A 16,370-nucleotide genomic window follows, 5' to 3' on the forward strand; every position below is an offset into this window, starting at 1 on the left:
CTTAGTAACAAAGCAAGAGATAGCATTATGTCATCATGTAATGTTTAATGAATAGTATGTATTCTAATCCCATGTTAATCTTTTCATATCAACACTTAAATCAATCAACCTTAGTATGAGTATTTGGATAATTTTCATCGCCTGCATCTTGCTTTTTCTTTCGCTGGATCTGGGAGTATTTAATAAAAAAGCCCATGTCATACAGACCAAAGAGGCAGCAATTTGGACAGGTGTCTGGGTTTTCATTGCATTAATGTTTTCATGGGTCATCTGGTGGATTTTCTCGGAAGGTATGGTTCCGAATCCAACAGGATTAGAGCCTAAAGATGCTGTACTTAAATATGTTACAGGTTATCTAATTGAATTTTCCCTGAGCATAGACAATGTCTTTGTGATTGCAGTTATTTTCAGGTCTTTCGCAATTCCAGCTATTTATCAACACAGGGTACTGTTCTGGGGAATCTTAGGAGCGATCCTATTTAGAGCCATTATGATAGTTTTTGGAGTGGCACTGATCAACCAATTTGATTGGATAGTCTATTTATTTGGAGCATTTCTCTTGTACACAGCTTACAAAATGCTGAAATCGGATGCCTCTGAGTTTAACCCCAAAAACTCCTTTATTTTCAAAAAAATGAGAAGAGTACTTCCATTTACCAGGTTTATTGACGGGGAACACTTCTTTATAGTAAAAAGGGGAATCCGTGTGGCGACCCCGCTTTTTATGGCATTGATTATCATAGAGCTTACAGATATCCTTTTTGCACTGGACAGTATTCCTGCCATACTTGCCATTACGGCTGACCCATTCATTGTTTTCAGTTCGAATATCCTGGCTATCATGGGATTAAGATCCATGTACTTCCTGATTTCGCGCATGCTCAATAAATTCCGGTTTATCAATTATAGCTTGGTGGGTATTCTGGCCTTTGTCGGATTAAAAATGATATTTTCCCATCATATAGAAACTCCCGAATGGTTGTCTTTGGCGGTGATATCACTTGCTCTGGCAGGGGGAATTTTGGCCTCCTTGTTAATCCCGGCTGAGGTGGTCGAAAATGATAAATCAGTGTAATATTTGCTCTCCACGTACCTATTTTGACCTAAGTGAAAATGTATAATTCATGACCCAGTGGGGAAGTTCCTAATGGATATCAGGAACTTCCCTCCTGTACTGAGATCTAGAATATGCCTGTTATACTTCCATAAGGTTTAACATTCCAACTGCATAGGCCAACAGGATACTTACAATCAATCCTATATTGACTTTATACAGATCCCTGAAAATTTGCTTTCTTGATTTACCGATTTCGTTCTTATTGAGTCGGTAACTGATTGCGATCTCACGTCCTGCCAAAATTCCAATAAATACCCAAGTAGTACTCATAGGGACATTGCTCAGCTCAGTAAAGAGAAATAAAACGATGGCGTAAGTAAGGTCTATAAAAGTGGCCGAACGAATATGTTGAGTGTTGGCCTTAGAGTGGACAATTTCCTGGATTTTGCCGCCTCGTGATTTAAAAAGAAGTGCCATTAACACCAAAATGATGAATAAGGAAATGAGCAATTCTGTCAGAGTCAACTGGCGCGGTAGATAAACATACAAATTGGCAAAATCCTGAACTAGCCATTGGGACCATAAAAGACCAGTAGATAACCATTGTGCTACTAGCCAGCCCTTTTTGGATTTTTCCTTTTCTGCCCTCGAAATACTTTCTTTTGATTCAAACTTCTTTGCAATCAAAAGGTAAATCCCAAATGCAAAAACAAAAGCCACTGCGTATCCCAAAATCGACTTTAGGATCATCTTTTCAATCACTGCCTGAGATGAAAAGACACTTAAGATCATGAATGTGGTACTTACAGGTAGTCCAAACCTAGTAAGAATAATCAGAACCAAAGGAGGAATTATATACCAGAAAGCCATCTTTTCCGGCAGTGGGATCATGTCCAATCGACCATAAGATACATCCCCTTGATTCACGATCCATCCATATACAATCACTAAAGTCAAAATACCTGCAGCATATAGCCACAGGATCCACCACTTCTTTTTATGATTGGATGTGAGAAATGTCCCTAATGTCTGTATGACATCGTTTCCGATAACAGAATAGGTTGCCAAAATAAAGGCAACCAAAGGTATAATTTGGTGCAACTGCATTGCTTTTTCTTTAAGATATCGGAGGTTTTTCCGCCTAATTTTCCGCAAGATTAGGTATAATTCTGACAAGAAAATAGCATGTCTGCTAAAGGAGTTTTTCTACAAAACGGGAGGAGATTTTTACGCCTGAAAGTGTTGATTTAGAACGTATCTCTTGTTAAAATTTTATTTTGTAGCGCATATATTCAGTCGTAGTTAAACACAAATGGTTTTGAAGGGTTGTGATTTGAATGATATGGCCTACAGGTTGAATGATTAAACAAGTTTCTAGTCCTGGAATTCGCGTAATTTTATTAAGCATTAATACCTTTAACCAAGTTAGTTGCTATAGTGCACTTCGGCTTATTTTCGCTTATTTACAAACACTATCAAGACGTTAGACCCAAATTGCTTTGAGATTATTTCTTGTTTTCTTTCTGGTATTTTCTTTGAATTGTTCTTTAATGGCCAATCAGGAAACCCTTTCCCAAGAGGAATTTTCAATTGATGTGATCAATGTGCGTAAAGGGCTGCTAAGTAATTTTGTAACTAAGGTAGTTTCTGATGAAAATAACTTAAAATTTTTTGCAACCGAAGGGGGGATATCGAAATACGACGGGTATAATTTCACGGATTTCAGACCGGGAGAAGGTGGGCAGGGTTTGGAAAATGAAAATATAGAAACGCTTTTTAGAGATCGGGATAACTTAATCTGGATAGGAACAAAAGGTGGGGGACTATCTGCTCTGGATTCCAGAAAGAATAGAATCCAGAACATGAACCATATTTTTTCAACCAATCTCAACAAAAAGCTAAGAGTCATTTCTATTAATCAGGATGGCGAAGGAATGATCTGGGTAGGCACCTGGAACAGTGGGTTATATGTTATTGACCCCTTGAAGGAGGAGCTAATTCATCATTACAAGTCCAATTCACCCATTTATAATATTCTGGTAGATCAATATAAAAATGTTTGGTATTTGAATGGTCGACAGTTATTTAAATTTGATCCCTCAGAATCCCGTATGCTGAGATTTCCAACTTCCAATACCTTTTATAACATGGTGGAAGACGTTCATCGGAATAAGATTTGGTTGATCGGAAATCAGGATAGCAAAGTAGCATTGTCCAATTTTGATTATGAAGATCAAAAGCTAAAAGAAGTTCCTATATCGATTGAAGCGAGGTTTGTAAAAAGCATTGCCTTAGACGCTAAAAATAGGTTGTGGTTTGGGAGTTGGGGAGATGGACTGTTTATCAGTGATTCAGAGGTCAAGAATTTTAAGCGCGTCAATACTAACCCTCAAGGTGCTGAAGTGAATAATATCAATTACTCTATAATTATGAGTATTGATATTGATGATAATGGGATTGCATGGCTGGGAACTTCTCAGGGAGGAGTTTTAATTCTGTACCCCAATAAAGGCTTTGAAATAGCAAGGAATGCCTCAGATCAGCAGATTTCTGACCGTAATATCACTACTTTTTTTAAGGATAGTGATGGAGTTTCCTATAAAGGAACATTGATGGAAGGGCTATACTCTGATAATAAATCAGCCTCCTACTCCTGGGTAAAAAGCATAGAAAAAACCAGGATAAACTGTGTTTTTGAAAAAGGGAATCACCTATTTATTGGGACTGGCAAAGGGCTTTATGTGATTAAAAACCGGGATTTTGAAAACCCAAAACACTTATTCAGGCAGCAAAAAATCACCGCTATTTTACAGGATAGTAAGAATAGACTTTGGTTGGGAACCCAACAATATGGTTTGAAAATGACCGATTTAGAATCAGATCCCGAACTCAAGGGTTGGACGATTTTTTCAGAAACTGAAATCAACCATACCTTAACAAATAATCGAATTAGCCAGATCAAAGAAGATAAATATGGGAAAATCTGGTTAGGGACTTACTCGGGAATTAATCTATTTGATGAAAAAAGGCAGAATTTCATTTCTCAAAATGAATTGCATGTGAAAGACTTATCGGCCATTATTATCAATGATCTTTTTTTTCAAGGTGACACTTGTTATTTGGCAACTCCAACAGGCTTGATTTCATTGAAAAATTCAAAAGATAAATTGGAAATAATCGATTCTTTTAATCGAAGCTCAGGCTTATCCAATGATTTTATTTGTGCCGTTGAGCAGGATTCTAAAGGTAATTTATGGTTGAGTACTATGACTTCTATCACTAGATTCAAACCTGAAGATAAGACCTTTGTCAATTTTGATCGGGAAGATGGAGTGATGATAGACTCCTTCCACAGTGGGGCTTCATTTGTTGATGATGAGGGTAAAATTTACTTCGGAGGATCAAATGGCTTAATATCTTTTGATCCACAATTGATTTCAGATGATTTTACTGTTCCTGAAGTTATCCTGACAAGACTTACTGTAAATAATAAGTCATTAAATGTGGGAGATCAAGTGGATGGAAAAGTAATTCTGGAGAATTCAATTCATAATACTGAAGAAATTGATTTGGGTTATTCCCAAAATCACCTTTCATTGACATTCACTGTAAATGATTTTTTTGGCCCGGAAAATATCTTTTATAGCTATCAGGTAAAAGGAATGAATGATTCCTGGATGAATCTCGGTACAGTGAATCAATTGAGTTTCACGGGTCTTCAACACGGGGAGTATGAGATTTTGCTCAGGGCCAGCAGAAACAACATTGACTGGAGTCCTGTCAAATCACTGAAGATACATATTGCAACTCCACCTTGGTTAACCGGGATGGCTTTCATTTTATATTTCATTTTGGTGATTGGGATTATTCTAATTATCCGATATATCTCTGTCAGACAGGCTAGACTTAAGGCGGAGTTGAGGATTATCCAAATTGAGAAAGAGAAAGAGCATGAGCTGAATGAAGCTAAGATTACTTTCTTTACCAATATTTCACATGAATTTAGAACTCCACTTACCTTAATCTTAAGTCCGGTTACTGAACTAATTGAGCGAAATGACCTGAAAGAGATAATCAAGGAAAAATTGCTGTTGGTAGAGTCGAATGCCAAGCGAATGCTGAAATTAATCAATCAACTTTTGGATTTCCGGAAGTCAGAACATGGGCTATTACTGCTAAAAGTCACCCGTTCTAACTTTATTGATTTATCCCGGGAAGTTTACCTGAGTTTTAAGAGCCTTGCAATCAGGAAAAATATTGAATTCACTTTCGAAACTGAATTGGAAGAGCTCTATTTTGATTTTGATAGGAATCAAATGGAGATAGTATTGATGAATCTTTTGTCTAATGCCTTCAAATACACAAAGGAGGAAGGTAAAATCCACGTGAGAATAAACCTAAAAGAGAAAGATTTGATCATGACGGTGGAAGATTCAGGAATTGGAATGTCTAAAATAGAGTCTGAGAAAATTTTCGACCGATTCTACCAAGTTCAGAATTCTGAGACTTCCAACTTAGTAGGCAGCGGAATAGGTTTAGCATTTTCAAAAAACATTGTGGATTTGCATCAGGGAGAGATTTCCGTAGAAAGTGAAGAGGGGAATGGCACTTGCATTCGTATTGTATTGCCAGTGATCCAAACTATTCAGAAACCATCAAGAAATGAGTTAGTGGAAGAGCTGGGGGGGCAGCTTTCTGGTGAATTGGATTTGGAGGACAAACAACTGCTCAAAATCACCTCTACTAAAAAGGAATTTTCTATTGTGATTGCTGATGATAGTGAGGATATCAGGACGTATCTCAAATCTCTACTTTGTGAGGAATACGATGTGATGGAGGCTGTAGATGGGCAAAAAGCCTTGGAATTGGTGCAGAAGGAGCTTCCAGATCTTGTGATTAGTGATGTGATGATGCCAAATATGGACGGGATTAGGCTATGCCATGAGATCAAAAATCAAATCAACACCTCTCATATTCCTGTAATCCTTTTGACTGCCAGGGCTTCATTGACTTATGAAATGGACGGCCTGCAGGAAGGAGCTGATGATTACATCACTAAGCCATTTAATCCAGGAATCGTGAAAACTAGGATTCAGAATATTCTGGCGAATAGAAAAATACTTAGAGAACATTTTCTGAATAAAGTTCGATTCGAACCTGAATCAACTACTGTTTCAGATAATAACCTTGACAGTCTATTTATTGAGAAAGCAATCACCTTAGTCAATGATAATTTACAGAATGAAGGTTTTGGAATTGAGGTAATGGTGGATGAACTCAATATGAGTCAGTCTACACTTTTCCGAAAGATCAAAGCTTTAACTGGACTTTCGCTTACTGGTTTCATCAGATCTGTGAAGTTGAAGCATGCTGCAAAAATGATTCTGCAATCTGACATTAAACTGAGTCAAGTTGCTTTTGAAGTTGGTTTCAATGACTACAAGTATTTCACGAAGTGTTTTCAGCAGCAGTTTGAATGCCTTCCTTCTGAGTACCGGCAAAAAATCCTTCAAAAGGCCTAATAAAGCGTATTATGCTAGGTAAGAGAGACATCCACAAGATGTCTTTTTTCATTTTGAACCATTTCACCACTTGATTGATCTGTCTACCCCCACGGCTAGACGTATTATTAAGCAAAATTTGATTCAATAGTTAAGTCAACAACCCAAAATAAACTCAAATGAAACACTCATTTACAAAGCATGAATTATTAAAGAGGGGATGGTCGATCAGGATTAAATTAAAGCTTCCCTTGTTAATGCTTTTACTATTGACATTCCAAGTGTCTTTTGTAAATGCATTTCAATCATCAAATCAGGTGACCGGCGTGGTTACTTCCGATTTTGATGGATTGCCTATTCCGGGAGTAGTGGTTCTTGTAAAAGGAACTACGCAAGGCTCAGTTACTGATATTGATGGTAAATATTCCATTCAAGTACCAGGAACAGAATCTGTATTGGTTTTTAGCTTGATAGGATTTGAATCGCAGGAAATTACCGTAGGCAATCAAAGTCAGATAAATGTGATTTTGGCGGAGTCCGAGTCACTTTTAGATGAAGTGGTGGTAGTAGGTTATGGTGAGCAAAAGAAGCTGAACCTTACTGGATCAGTGGAAACCATCAAGTTTGATGATGCCGTCAATCAACCAGTTACTAACTCAGCCCAATTGATGTATGGAAAATTTTCCGGTGTGCAATTGACACAGGCTACCGGATTACCTGGGGCTGATGGTTCCTCTATTATAATTAGAGGTATCGGTACTTTTGGAGGGACGAATCCACTCGTCGTAATCGATAATATTCAGTATGAAGGACTGGCTGAATTCAATAATTTAGCTCCTTCTGATATTGAGAGTATTTCTGTGCTCAAGGATGCTTCAGCCTCTGCGATTTATGGAGCTAGAGGTGCAAATGGAGTCTTGGTAGTCACTACGAAAAAAGGAACGAAGGGTAAATTCTCGGTGGATTACAATAATTATTTTGGGGTTCAGCAAGTAACCGTGATTCCCGAATATTTGGATGCTGTCAATTATGCTACGCTTAGAAATGAGCGGGACTTAAATGTCAATGGACCAAATGCAGCTCTAAGATTTTCGGAAGCTGATATCGAGGCTATTAGAAATGGCACAAACCCAGACCAATTTTCCAATACAAAATGGTCAACTATCGCATTGAGGAATGCCCCTATAGAAAACCATTACTTGTCTTTTTCTGGAGGAACTGATAGAACTACATTCAGACTTTCATTGGGTTATTTGAACCAGGAGGCTGTGGTCAATGGCAAGTTTAAATCAGATAGATACAATCTTGGAATTAATTTAAGCATTAAGCCAAATGAATGGTTGACAATCTCAAATGTTACTAACGCCTATTGGTCAAAATTTGTAGGGCCAAGTGGAGGTGCATCTGCCATTACAGGCGAAACAGGCATTATTAATCAATTCCAAAGGTCCTCCCCGGTTGTCCCGGTATACTATTCTAATGGAGAGTTGGCAGTTGTGGATGGAGCCTATCAGAACGTGAATTTTTCATATCCCATCAATAATGTGTTATTGACTGGCACTTTTGGCGACTACTCTAACGACAACATAAATATCAGTGAAAGGATTGGTTTAAGTGCTCAGATCGCCAAAGGACTCGTATTCGAAACCAGTGGAAGTGCTATCATCAACTTTGCAAATATTTCCAATTTTAGACCAACGCTTATTACTCGTGATTGGGAAGGAAACATTGTAGGTCAGAATGATTTGAATGATTTGAACAATAACCTGAATTTCAACTATCGGTTATTAAATGAGAATATTCTACGGTACAATTTCACAATTGATAAGTCTCATAATCTTGGCTTTATGCTTGGTCACTCTGTGATCTATGATAAGGTGGATGGCTTTGCTGGCTCACTACAGGGATTCCCTTCGGATGCTATTCAAGAATTTGACGGAGGAGGGGTTTTGAATCCATCAGTAAGTGGCGGTGCCAACGAAGAAGCTTGGCAATCCTTTTTTGCCAGAGTAAACTATAACTTCCAGGAGAAATACTTATTTGAAGCTAATGTAAGAAGAGATGGATCTTCCAAATTTGGTCCAACTAATCGCTATGGAACCTTCCCTTCTTTGAGTGCTGGTTGGAATATCGCCAGAGAAGAGTTCTTGAATACTTCAAAAACTTTAACGGAATTGAAAATTCGTGCAAGTTGGGGAATCAGTGGGAATGATAGAATTGGTAACTACATCTTCGAACAGAGCTATAATTCAGGTCTTGATTACCAATTAGGCCAGGATGTAATTGTTCCTGCCGTTGCTTTAACATCTTTATCCAATCCTTTGATCACTTGGGAGACCATAGAGCAATTTGATATCGGAGTGGACGCGTCGTTTTTCTCCAATAAGTTAAACCTGACTGCAGATTACTTTAATAGAACTAGTTCAGATATTCTTTATACCAATTTCCCAATTCCTAACACGATAGGTGTGACCAACCTTGCAGCACAAAATGCTGCTGGAATGGAAAACAAAGGATTTGAATTATCACTAGGGTACAGAGAAAATATTGGCAAGGCGAAATTCAATGTTTCTGCCAATGTGACTCGTATGGCGGATAATAAAGTAACGGATTTAGGCCCGGGCGGAGAAGAGACAATCGGTGGAAATACGATTATCAGAATTGGCGTTCCATTCAACTCTTACTTTGGCTATCAAGTTGAACGAATTTTCCAAACCCAAGAAGAAATTGACAATGCACCTAAGCAGTTTGGAAGTAATTTAACTGCTCCTGGGGATTTTCAGTATGCTGATATTTCAGGGCCCGAAGGCGTACCTGATGGAGTTGTGGATGCAATGGATAGAACTGTTATCGGTAATCCATTTCCAAGATGGATCTATGGTATAAATGCCAATATGCAGCTTAGTGGCTTTGACTTGAATATCGTATTTCAAGGTGTTGGGAATATAGATCGCCTGTTGAACAGTAATGGTCAGTTGCCAATGCCTGATGAAAGGAATAATGCACTATCCTATTGGATTGATCGATGGACTCCTGAAAATCCATCTGAAGTCCTACCTAGATTAGGAGGTGTAAATAATACTGTTACCTCGACTTTTTACATTCAAGATATGTCCTATCTGCGATTGAGAAATATAGAATTGGGATATACGATACCAAATACTATTTCTAAGAAAGTTTTGCTTCAAAAAGCCAGAATATTCGTCAGTGGACAAAACCTGCTAACATTTACAAAAGTGGAAAACTTTGATCCTGAGCGACAGAGAGGTGGTAATACAGATCAAACCACGCCATTGTACAAAGTGATTTCTGCAGGTATCAACATTAAATTTTAATCATCATGAAAAAGCTAATCTATATACTAAGTGCATTTTGTTTGATTTCTTGTTCTGAAGATTATTTAGAGCGAGGTTCATTGACACAACTCGCAGAAGGTAATTTCTGGCAAAATGAAAAAGATGCCTTATTAGGAATCAACGGAATCTATGAGAACCTACAGGACAGAGTTCTTTATAGCGGTAATCTAAACGGTACAGCAGGGTTGCCACAGCACGATAGTTTTGCAGACAATACTTTTAATAATTATAAGTTTGAAGGTCCAGGGAATTTTGTAGAAGGTAGAGCAGATCCTTCCTTTGGATTTTTCAATGCATTCTGGTCTTCCAATTACAGGGGGATAGCTCGCGCTAATATTGCAATTGATAATATCAGTAGAATTCCTGATACAAACATTGACCCTGAAATCAGGAACCAATTAGTTGGTCAAGCAAGGTTTCTAAGAGCTTTATTCTACATCAATTTGGCAATATATTTCGAAGATGTGCCATTGATTCAGGATTTTCAGATTCTGGAAGACTCATACGTGCCTAAAAACACCTATGATGAAGTGAGGTCATTTATAATTTCTGATTTAAATATGGCGATAGATGATCTCCCTGTGACATATCCTGCTTCTCAATTTGGTTATGCTACAAAAGGAGCTGCTTTGGCTTTGCTGGCAAGATTTGAATTGTATAATCAAAACTTCCCTGAAGTGGTAAGATTGACTACTGAAATTATGAGTTTGGGATATGAATTGTATCCTAATTATGCAGAGCTTTTTTCTTCGGCATCAGAACTTTCAAAAGAGGTAGTTTTTTCAGTTCGTTTTATTCAGGACCAATCAAACAACGGGGAGACTTTCTCTGCAACCTTTTTAGGTATACCTAAAGTGAATGTGCAACCTATGCCAAATATGGTAGATGCGTACCTCGCGATTGATGGATTACCCATCACCGAATCTCCTCTGTATGATCCTACAAATAAGCAGGAAAACAGAGACCCAAGATTAGTGGCATCTGTGTATTTCGAAGGAGATATTTTTATTAAGTACTTAGATCGACCATTTAGAGGTAATACGGCAACAAAATATGGTTTGAAGAAATATGTCAGAGATGATCAATCTGCCGATGGAATCGGACCGGCAGCTCCAGGAGGTCAGGATTTTTATGTGATTCGATATGCAGAAATTCTATTAATGAGGGCAGAGGCATTAGTAGAAACAGGCCAGTTAGCAGAAGTTTATACACTGCTTGATCAAATCAGAACCAGAGCTGGCATGCCAACTGTAACAGAAGTAAATGGTACAGATCTTAGCCCAACTGAATTAATGGAAATGGTTAAACTGGAGCGAAGAATTGAATTGGCATTTGAAGGATTAAGATTCTTTGATGTAAAGAGATGGGGAGAGGTAGAGGAAGCTTACGCTAGAGCCAGTGCTGATCCTGTTGGACCTTACAATCCTGAGTACAGGGGAAGACAATCAGAAGTCTTTGCAATCCCTCAATCAGAAATAGATGCTAACCCGAATCTGGTGCAAAATCCAGTTTGGGATTAAAATAGTGACATAGATTAACCGGGATTCATCACTCTCATCACTAGTTGGTGGTGGGAGTGATGTCTTAATTCCAATATATATGAAAAACTTAGCCTTATTATTTGTTTTCTTAGCAAGCAGTGCTTTTGCTCAAAATAGATCCGCATTCGATAAACCCAACGTGATCATCATTCTAACTGATGACCAGGGATATGCCGATGTCGGGTTCAATGGTAGTACTGAAATACCTACACCAGGTATTGATAGAATTGCAAAAAATGGAGTTGTTTTCACCTCAGGATATGTGTCTTATGCTGTTTGCGGACCAAGTAGAGCTGGTTTGTTGACCGGAAGGTATCAGGATAAATTCGGCTTCTCCAAGAATCCTCTATTGGCACCAAAAGATCCCTTGATGGGACTTCCGCTCAGTGAGGAGACCATGGGAGACGTGATGAAAAAGGCCGGATATACTACTGCTGTGATTGGCAAGTGGCATATGGGCGCACATCCGACTCTAAGACCAAATGAAAGAGGCTTTGATGAGTTTTATGGCTTTCTCTCAGGTGGTCATGATTATTTTCCAGAAAATCTGGTCTTGGAGGATATTGACCAAGCAAAGACCCAATATGATGGGTATAAAACCAAACTACTTAGAAATACTGAGAGGGTAGAGGAGACAGAATACCTGACCGATGCATTCTCCAGAGAAGCAATTGATTTTGTTCAGCGAAATCATAAAGCCCCTTTCTTTATGTATTTAGCCTATAATGCTCCTCATGCCCCTATGCAGGCCACTGAGAAATACCTTAGCCGCTTCCCGAATATAAAAGACAACAAGAGGAAGACATATGCCGCAATGGTAAGTGCAGTGGATGATGGAGTGGATGCACTCTTGAATAAACTGGAGGAATTGGGAATTGATGATAATACATTGGTATTCTTCTTATCGGATAACGGAGGACCCACCAGCGCAAATGCATCGGATAATTCCCCATTAAGAGGATTTAAAGGTGATTTTTTTGAAGGTGGTATTAGGGTTCCATTTGCCATGCAGTGGAAAGGTGTTGTGCCGTCCGGAAAATCCTATGATCATCCAGTGATTTCGCTGGATATATTTTCCACAGCTGTTGCCCTGGCTGAAGTAGCACCTAAAAACGAGTTGGATGGAGTGAACCTAATCCCATTTCTAACTGGTGAAAACTCAGGCTTGCCACATCAGGAATTATACTGGAGAAACTATGCTGCAAATCGCTTTGCAATTCGAATAGCAGACAGCAAGCAAATTTCTGACAGTGAAAATATTTATCTATTTGATATACAGAAAGATATTTCAGAAAGCGTAAATCTCTACAGTACCCAGACTGAAAGAGTTTCTCGGTTAAATCATCTAGTTGAAAAATGGAAAAAATCTATCATGGATCCTGTTTTCATGGGCTTACTGGAGGATAAAGAATATTCAAAATTACATCCAGACAGATTCAACAAATAAAGTCAAATGACAAATTCTGAAAAAAAGAATAAGAAGGGTTCCCGCTCTGTAAACTCTGGATTAATAAAGTTGACTGTTTTGCTATCTATGACTTTCATGGTGAATTTTCAGTGTCTAGCTACTGAATATTATTTTCATCCGAGGTTCGGAAACGATCAAAATACTGGTAAATCTAAAGATCAAGCTTTTAAAAGTTTGAAGAAAGTTGCTTCACTTGATTTGAAAGGTGGCGATAAGCTTCTGTTGGCTGGTGGTGAGACCTTTTATGAGACTTTGGATCTAACTGGGAAAAATGGAAGTGTAGAGAATCCAATTTTTATTGATTCATATGATGAGCAACTATCCGGAGAAGTTACGAAAAGTCAAATCGATGCCAAAGGCCTTGAAAATGGAATACTTATCAAAAACTCAAACTACATTTCTGTCAAAAACTTAAAAATAGCTGCCGCCGGATTTGGCGATTCTTCTCCTATAGGAACAATGAGAATCGGGGTTTTAATAACGGTTACCAAAGATTTAAATACTCGCGGGATCACACTTGAAAAACTTGAAATAGAAGATGTGTTTTACGAAAACAAAGGATTTCAGAGAGGACAAGAGGAGGTGAGATCTGCAAATGGAACCCAGAAATATGGGTGGGGAATTCGATTAATCAATGCAACCGAATCAGGTATGATAGAGGAAGTAAAAATTCTCGATTGTAGTATCTCCAATCTTAGTCATACCGGAATAAAATTGACTGGTGGTAGTAATCAAGGCATAAGAAATATCACCATTTCCCGTAATACTGTCTCCAAAACTGGAGGTCCTGGAATCCAAATGTCCGGAGTGAAATTCGTTTATGTTTCCGAAAATGAAGTGACCTATTCTGGAAGCAACGACGATAGCAGGAAATGGGGTAGAGGCAGCGGGTTATGGACTTGGGGATCCTCCATGGTCTTGATAGAAAAAAACAAGTTTATGTATGCCAATGGTCCAGGTGATTCTGCCGGTGCACATATTGATTTTAACTGCGATAACATAGTCTTACAGTATAATCTTAGTGCTCATAATGCAGGAGGTTTTTGCGAGATTTTAGGTAATAATTACAATTGTGCCTATCGCTACAATATCAGCATCAACGATGGCTTTCGAGAGAAGGGGGTAAGTGGTGCTTTTCAAGAAGGAAAAGTATTTTGGTTGAGTGGGTATCAAGGAAATCAAAAAGCAAGAAAGGGTCCTGTTAATTCATATTTTTATAACAACACCATTTTTGTCAATGAAGAACATGTCTCCAAAATTGCTATAGATAATCGCTCAAGAGGCGTGTTGATAGCAAATAATATTTTTCATTTGATGGGAGGAGCTTCATTGGTAGAAGGTGATCAGTACATGCCCGATGATAGCGAAAGTAGACAAGTGATTGATGTGATTTTTGAGAATAATCTATTCTTGAAAGAAGCTATGTGGCCTAGTTCCGCGGCTATTCTTGAAAATAAATCTCTGGTAGGGAATGCATCCTTTAGTAATCCCGGCGGATTAGCATTAGAAGACTACATCCCTCTAAATATAGAACTTGTTCAACTGGGTATCACCATTCCATTTATTCCATATGATGATTTTGGATTGATGGAAGGGTTGAATCTCAAGAAGGATATTCTCGGAAATCAAATTTCAGGAACTCCTTCAATTGGAGCCATTCAAGTAAAAGCAAATCAATAGACGTTAAAATTACCTTTTCACAATAAAATTATATCTGAATTCTTCGGAAACAATTGACCTATAAATGAAGACTAACAAAATATACCTTGGTTGCCTTTATCTGGTGATTCTTTGCTCATCGTATTTGGTGGCGTGTAAATCAAATGATTCAGAATCAACCAGTGGAAAACACCAAAATCCCAATATCATATTTATCTACATGGACGATCTAGGCTATGGAGATGTAAGCGCATACGATGCAGGCACTCTTGTGACGCCTAATTTTGATAAACTAGCCAATGGTGGGATAAGATTTACCAATGCATATGCATCTTCTGCAACGTGTACGCCAAGCAGATACGCAATCTTAACAGGTACATACCCATGGAGAAATGAAAATGCCAAGATTCTTCCGGGTACTGCTCCACTTTTAATTGATACTGCCCAAATGACGGTTCCAAAAATGCTAAAGCAGGTTGGATATAATACAGGAGTGGTAGGAAAATGGCATCTAGGTTTGGGGAGTGGAAATGTAGATTGGAACTACGAGATCTCTCCAGGACCAAACCAAGTCGGCTTTGATTATTCTTATATCATGGCAGCAACTCAAGATCGTGTTCCAACTGTATATATCAAAAATGGAAATGTAGTAGGACTCGATCCAAATGATCCAATTCTTGTAAGTTATGATGAGAATTTTGAAGGAGAACCCACAGCAATTACCCATCCTGAAATGCTCACTATGAAATGGCACCATGGTCATAATAACAGCATTGTCAATGGTGTGCCAAGAATTGGGTTTATGAAGGGTGGTGAGGCTGCTAAATGGTCAGACATTGATATGGCAGATCACTTTTTGGAGAAAGCAAAATCATATGTGAAAGAAGAAGCAACTATGGATGCTCCTTTCTTTTTATACTATGCGATGCAGCAGCCTCATGTGCCAAGAACACCTCATCCAAGGTTTGAAGGTACTTCAGGAATGGGGCCAAGAGGAGATGCCATCCTTGAAGCAGACTGGATTGTGGGCGAATTTTTAAAGGAATTGGAAACGCTGGGAATTTTGGAAAACACCTTAATCATATTTTCGAGTGATAACGGACCGGTTTTGAATGATGGTTACTACGATGATGCAGTAGAGAAGATCGGCAATCATACTCCTGCAGGCCCATTTCGGGGCGGGAAATATAGTTTGTTTGAGGCTGGAACAAGACTTCCTTTTATTGCCTATTGGAAGGGTAAAATTCAACCTGCAGTTTCAGATGCGATGATAACTCAACTAGACTTGATGGAATCATTGGCAGCTTTAGTAGGAAGTGATGTGCAAACTGATGACGGTGAGAATCTATTGGATGTTTTGATGGGGAAAAGTCAGCAGGGAAGAGAAGATTTCGTTTTGGAAGCTACCAGTCGAACTGCTTATAAAAAAGGAGATTGGGCTATGATTCCACCTTATAAAGGTCCTAAGCTAGAGAAAAATGTAAATATTGAATTAGGGAATCTAATGGAATACCAATTGTATAATTTAAAAGAAGATCCCTCCCAAGAAAACAATCTAGCTGAATCTAATCCTGAAAAGTTGGCTGAAATGATCCAAGGCTATGAGGCAATAAGAGGTCAGGGCAATAGAGAAATACAGCAATTGGAGTTGAAGTAAATCCTAATTGTTGTACGAATGTTCAGGTTTAGCTATCAAACTCCCAAATTGATGTGTTGTGATTTTATCAGAATGCATTGGTTTGGGAGTTTTTGTCTGCCCCTATGCCAAGAAATTTCAAGGGTTTAAAT

Annotated in this window: 8 protein-coding genes; 7 read left to right on the forward strand and 1 reads right to left on the reverse strand. The window is 38.4% G+C overall.

The genetic code is table 11. The features are described from left to right. Positions 1-115: 115 nt before the first annotated feature. Complete coding sequence (locus LV83_RS06465; RefSeq protein ID WP_111610728.1) at positions 116-1,075, forward strand: TerC family protein; 960 nt, start codon at positions 116-118, stop codon at positions 1,073-1,075. Between the two features lie 120 nt (positions 1,076-1,195). On the opposite strand, the gene LV83_RS06470 is transcribed toward LV83_RS06465, so the two are convergent. Next, positions 1,196-2,164, reverse strand: coding sequence for a hypothetical protein (locus LV83_RS06470; protein ID WP_111610729.1), 969 nt, complete (start codon positions 2,162-2,164; stop codon positions 1,196-1,198). 443 nt (positions 2,165-2,607) lie between these two features. Between LV83_RS06470 and LV83_RS06475 the strand changes: the two genes are divergently transcribed. The 6 genes from LV83_RS06475 to LV83_RS06500 all read left to right on the forward strand — a co-directional run bounded on the left by LV83_RS06475 (position 2,608) and on the right by LV83_RS06500 (position 16,239). Then, positions 2,608-6,579: a hybrid sensor histidine kinase/response regulator transcription factor gene (locus LV83_RS06475; RefSeq protein ID WP_111610730.1), complete on the forward strand. Its 3,972-nt coding sequence runs from the start codon at positions 2,608-2,610 to the stop codon at positions 6,577-6,579. Positions 6,580-6,815: 236 nt separating this feature from the next. After that, entirely contained in the window at positions 6,816-9,893 is a 3,078-nt protein-coding gene (locus tag LV83_RS06480) for a SusC/RagA family TonB-linked outer membrane protein (RefSeq protein ID WP_158530522.1), read from the forward strand. Positions 9,894-9,898: 5 nt separating this feature from the next. Continuing rightward, positions 9,899-11,434, forward strand: a complete 1,536-nt coding sequence (locus LV83_RS06485) for a RagB/SusD family nutrient uptake outer membrane protein (RefSeq protein WP_111610732.1) — start codon at positions 9,899-9,901, stop codon at positions 11,432-11,434. Between the two features lie 79 nt (positions 11,435-11,513). Continuing rightward, positions 11,514-12,902 (forward strand): sulfatase-like hydrolase/transferase, encoded by a 1,389-nt coding sequence (locus tag LV83_RS06490; protein ID WP_111610733.1) that lies wholly within the window; start codon positions 11,514-11,516, stop codon positions 12,900-12,902. 6 nt (positions 12,903-12,908) lie between these two features. Next, the gene (locus LV83_RS06495) at positions 12,909-14,603 is read left to right on the forward strand and encodes a right-handed parallel beta-helix repeat-containing protein (protein WP_111610734.1); all 1,695 of its coding nucleotides are present in this window, start codon (positions 12,909-12,911) and stop codon (positions 14,601-14,603) included. Positions 14,604-14,667: 64 nt separating this feature from the next. Next, the gene (locus LV83_RS06500) at positions 14,668-16,239 is read left to right on the forward strand and encodes a sulfatase family protein (protein ID WP_111610735.1); all 1,572 of its coding nucleotides are present in this window, start codon (positions 14,668-14,670) and stop codon (positions 16,237-16,239) included. Positions 16,240-16,370: the final 131 nt, after the last annotated feature.

It is taken from the genome of Algoriphagus yeomjeoni (genome assembly GCF_003259505.1).
GTDB classification, from domain to species: Bacteria; Bacteroidota; Bacteroidia; order Cytophagales; family Cyclobacteriaceae; genus Algoriphagus; species Algoriphagus yeomjeoni.

Coding starts and splice junctions, on each gene's coding strand:
- LV83_RS06465 (WP_111610728.1), top strand. CDS start 116: ATGAGTATTTGGATAATTTTCATCGCCTGCATCTTGCTTTTTCTTTCG.
- LV83_RS06470 (WP_111610729.1), bottom strand. CDS start 2,164: ATGCAGTTGCACCAAATTATACCTTTGGTTGCCTTTATTTTGGCAACC.
- LV83_RS06475 (WP_111610730.1), top strand. CDS start 2,608: ATGGCCAATCAGGAAACCCTTTCCCAAGAGGAATTTTCAATTGATGTG.
- LV83_RS06480 (WP_158530522.1), top strand. CDS start 6,816: ATGCTTTTACTATTGACATTCCAAGTGTCTTTTGTAAATGCATTTCAA.
- LV83_RS06485 (WP_111610732.1), top strand. CDS start 9,899: ATGAAAAAGCTAATCTATATACTAAGTGCATTTTGTTTGATTTCTTGT.
- LV83_RS06490 (WP_111610733.1), top strand. CDS start 11,514: ATGAAAAACTTAGCCTTATTATTTGTTTTCTTAGCAAGCAGTGCTTTT.
- LV83_RS06495 (WP_111610734.1), top strand. CDS start 12,909: ATGACAAATTCTGAAAAAAAGAATAAGAAGGGTTCCCGCTCTGTAAAC.
- LV83_RS06500 (WP_111610735.1), top strand. CDS start 14,668: ATGAAGACTAACAAAATATACCTTGGTTGCCTTTATCTGGTGATTCTT.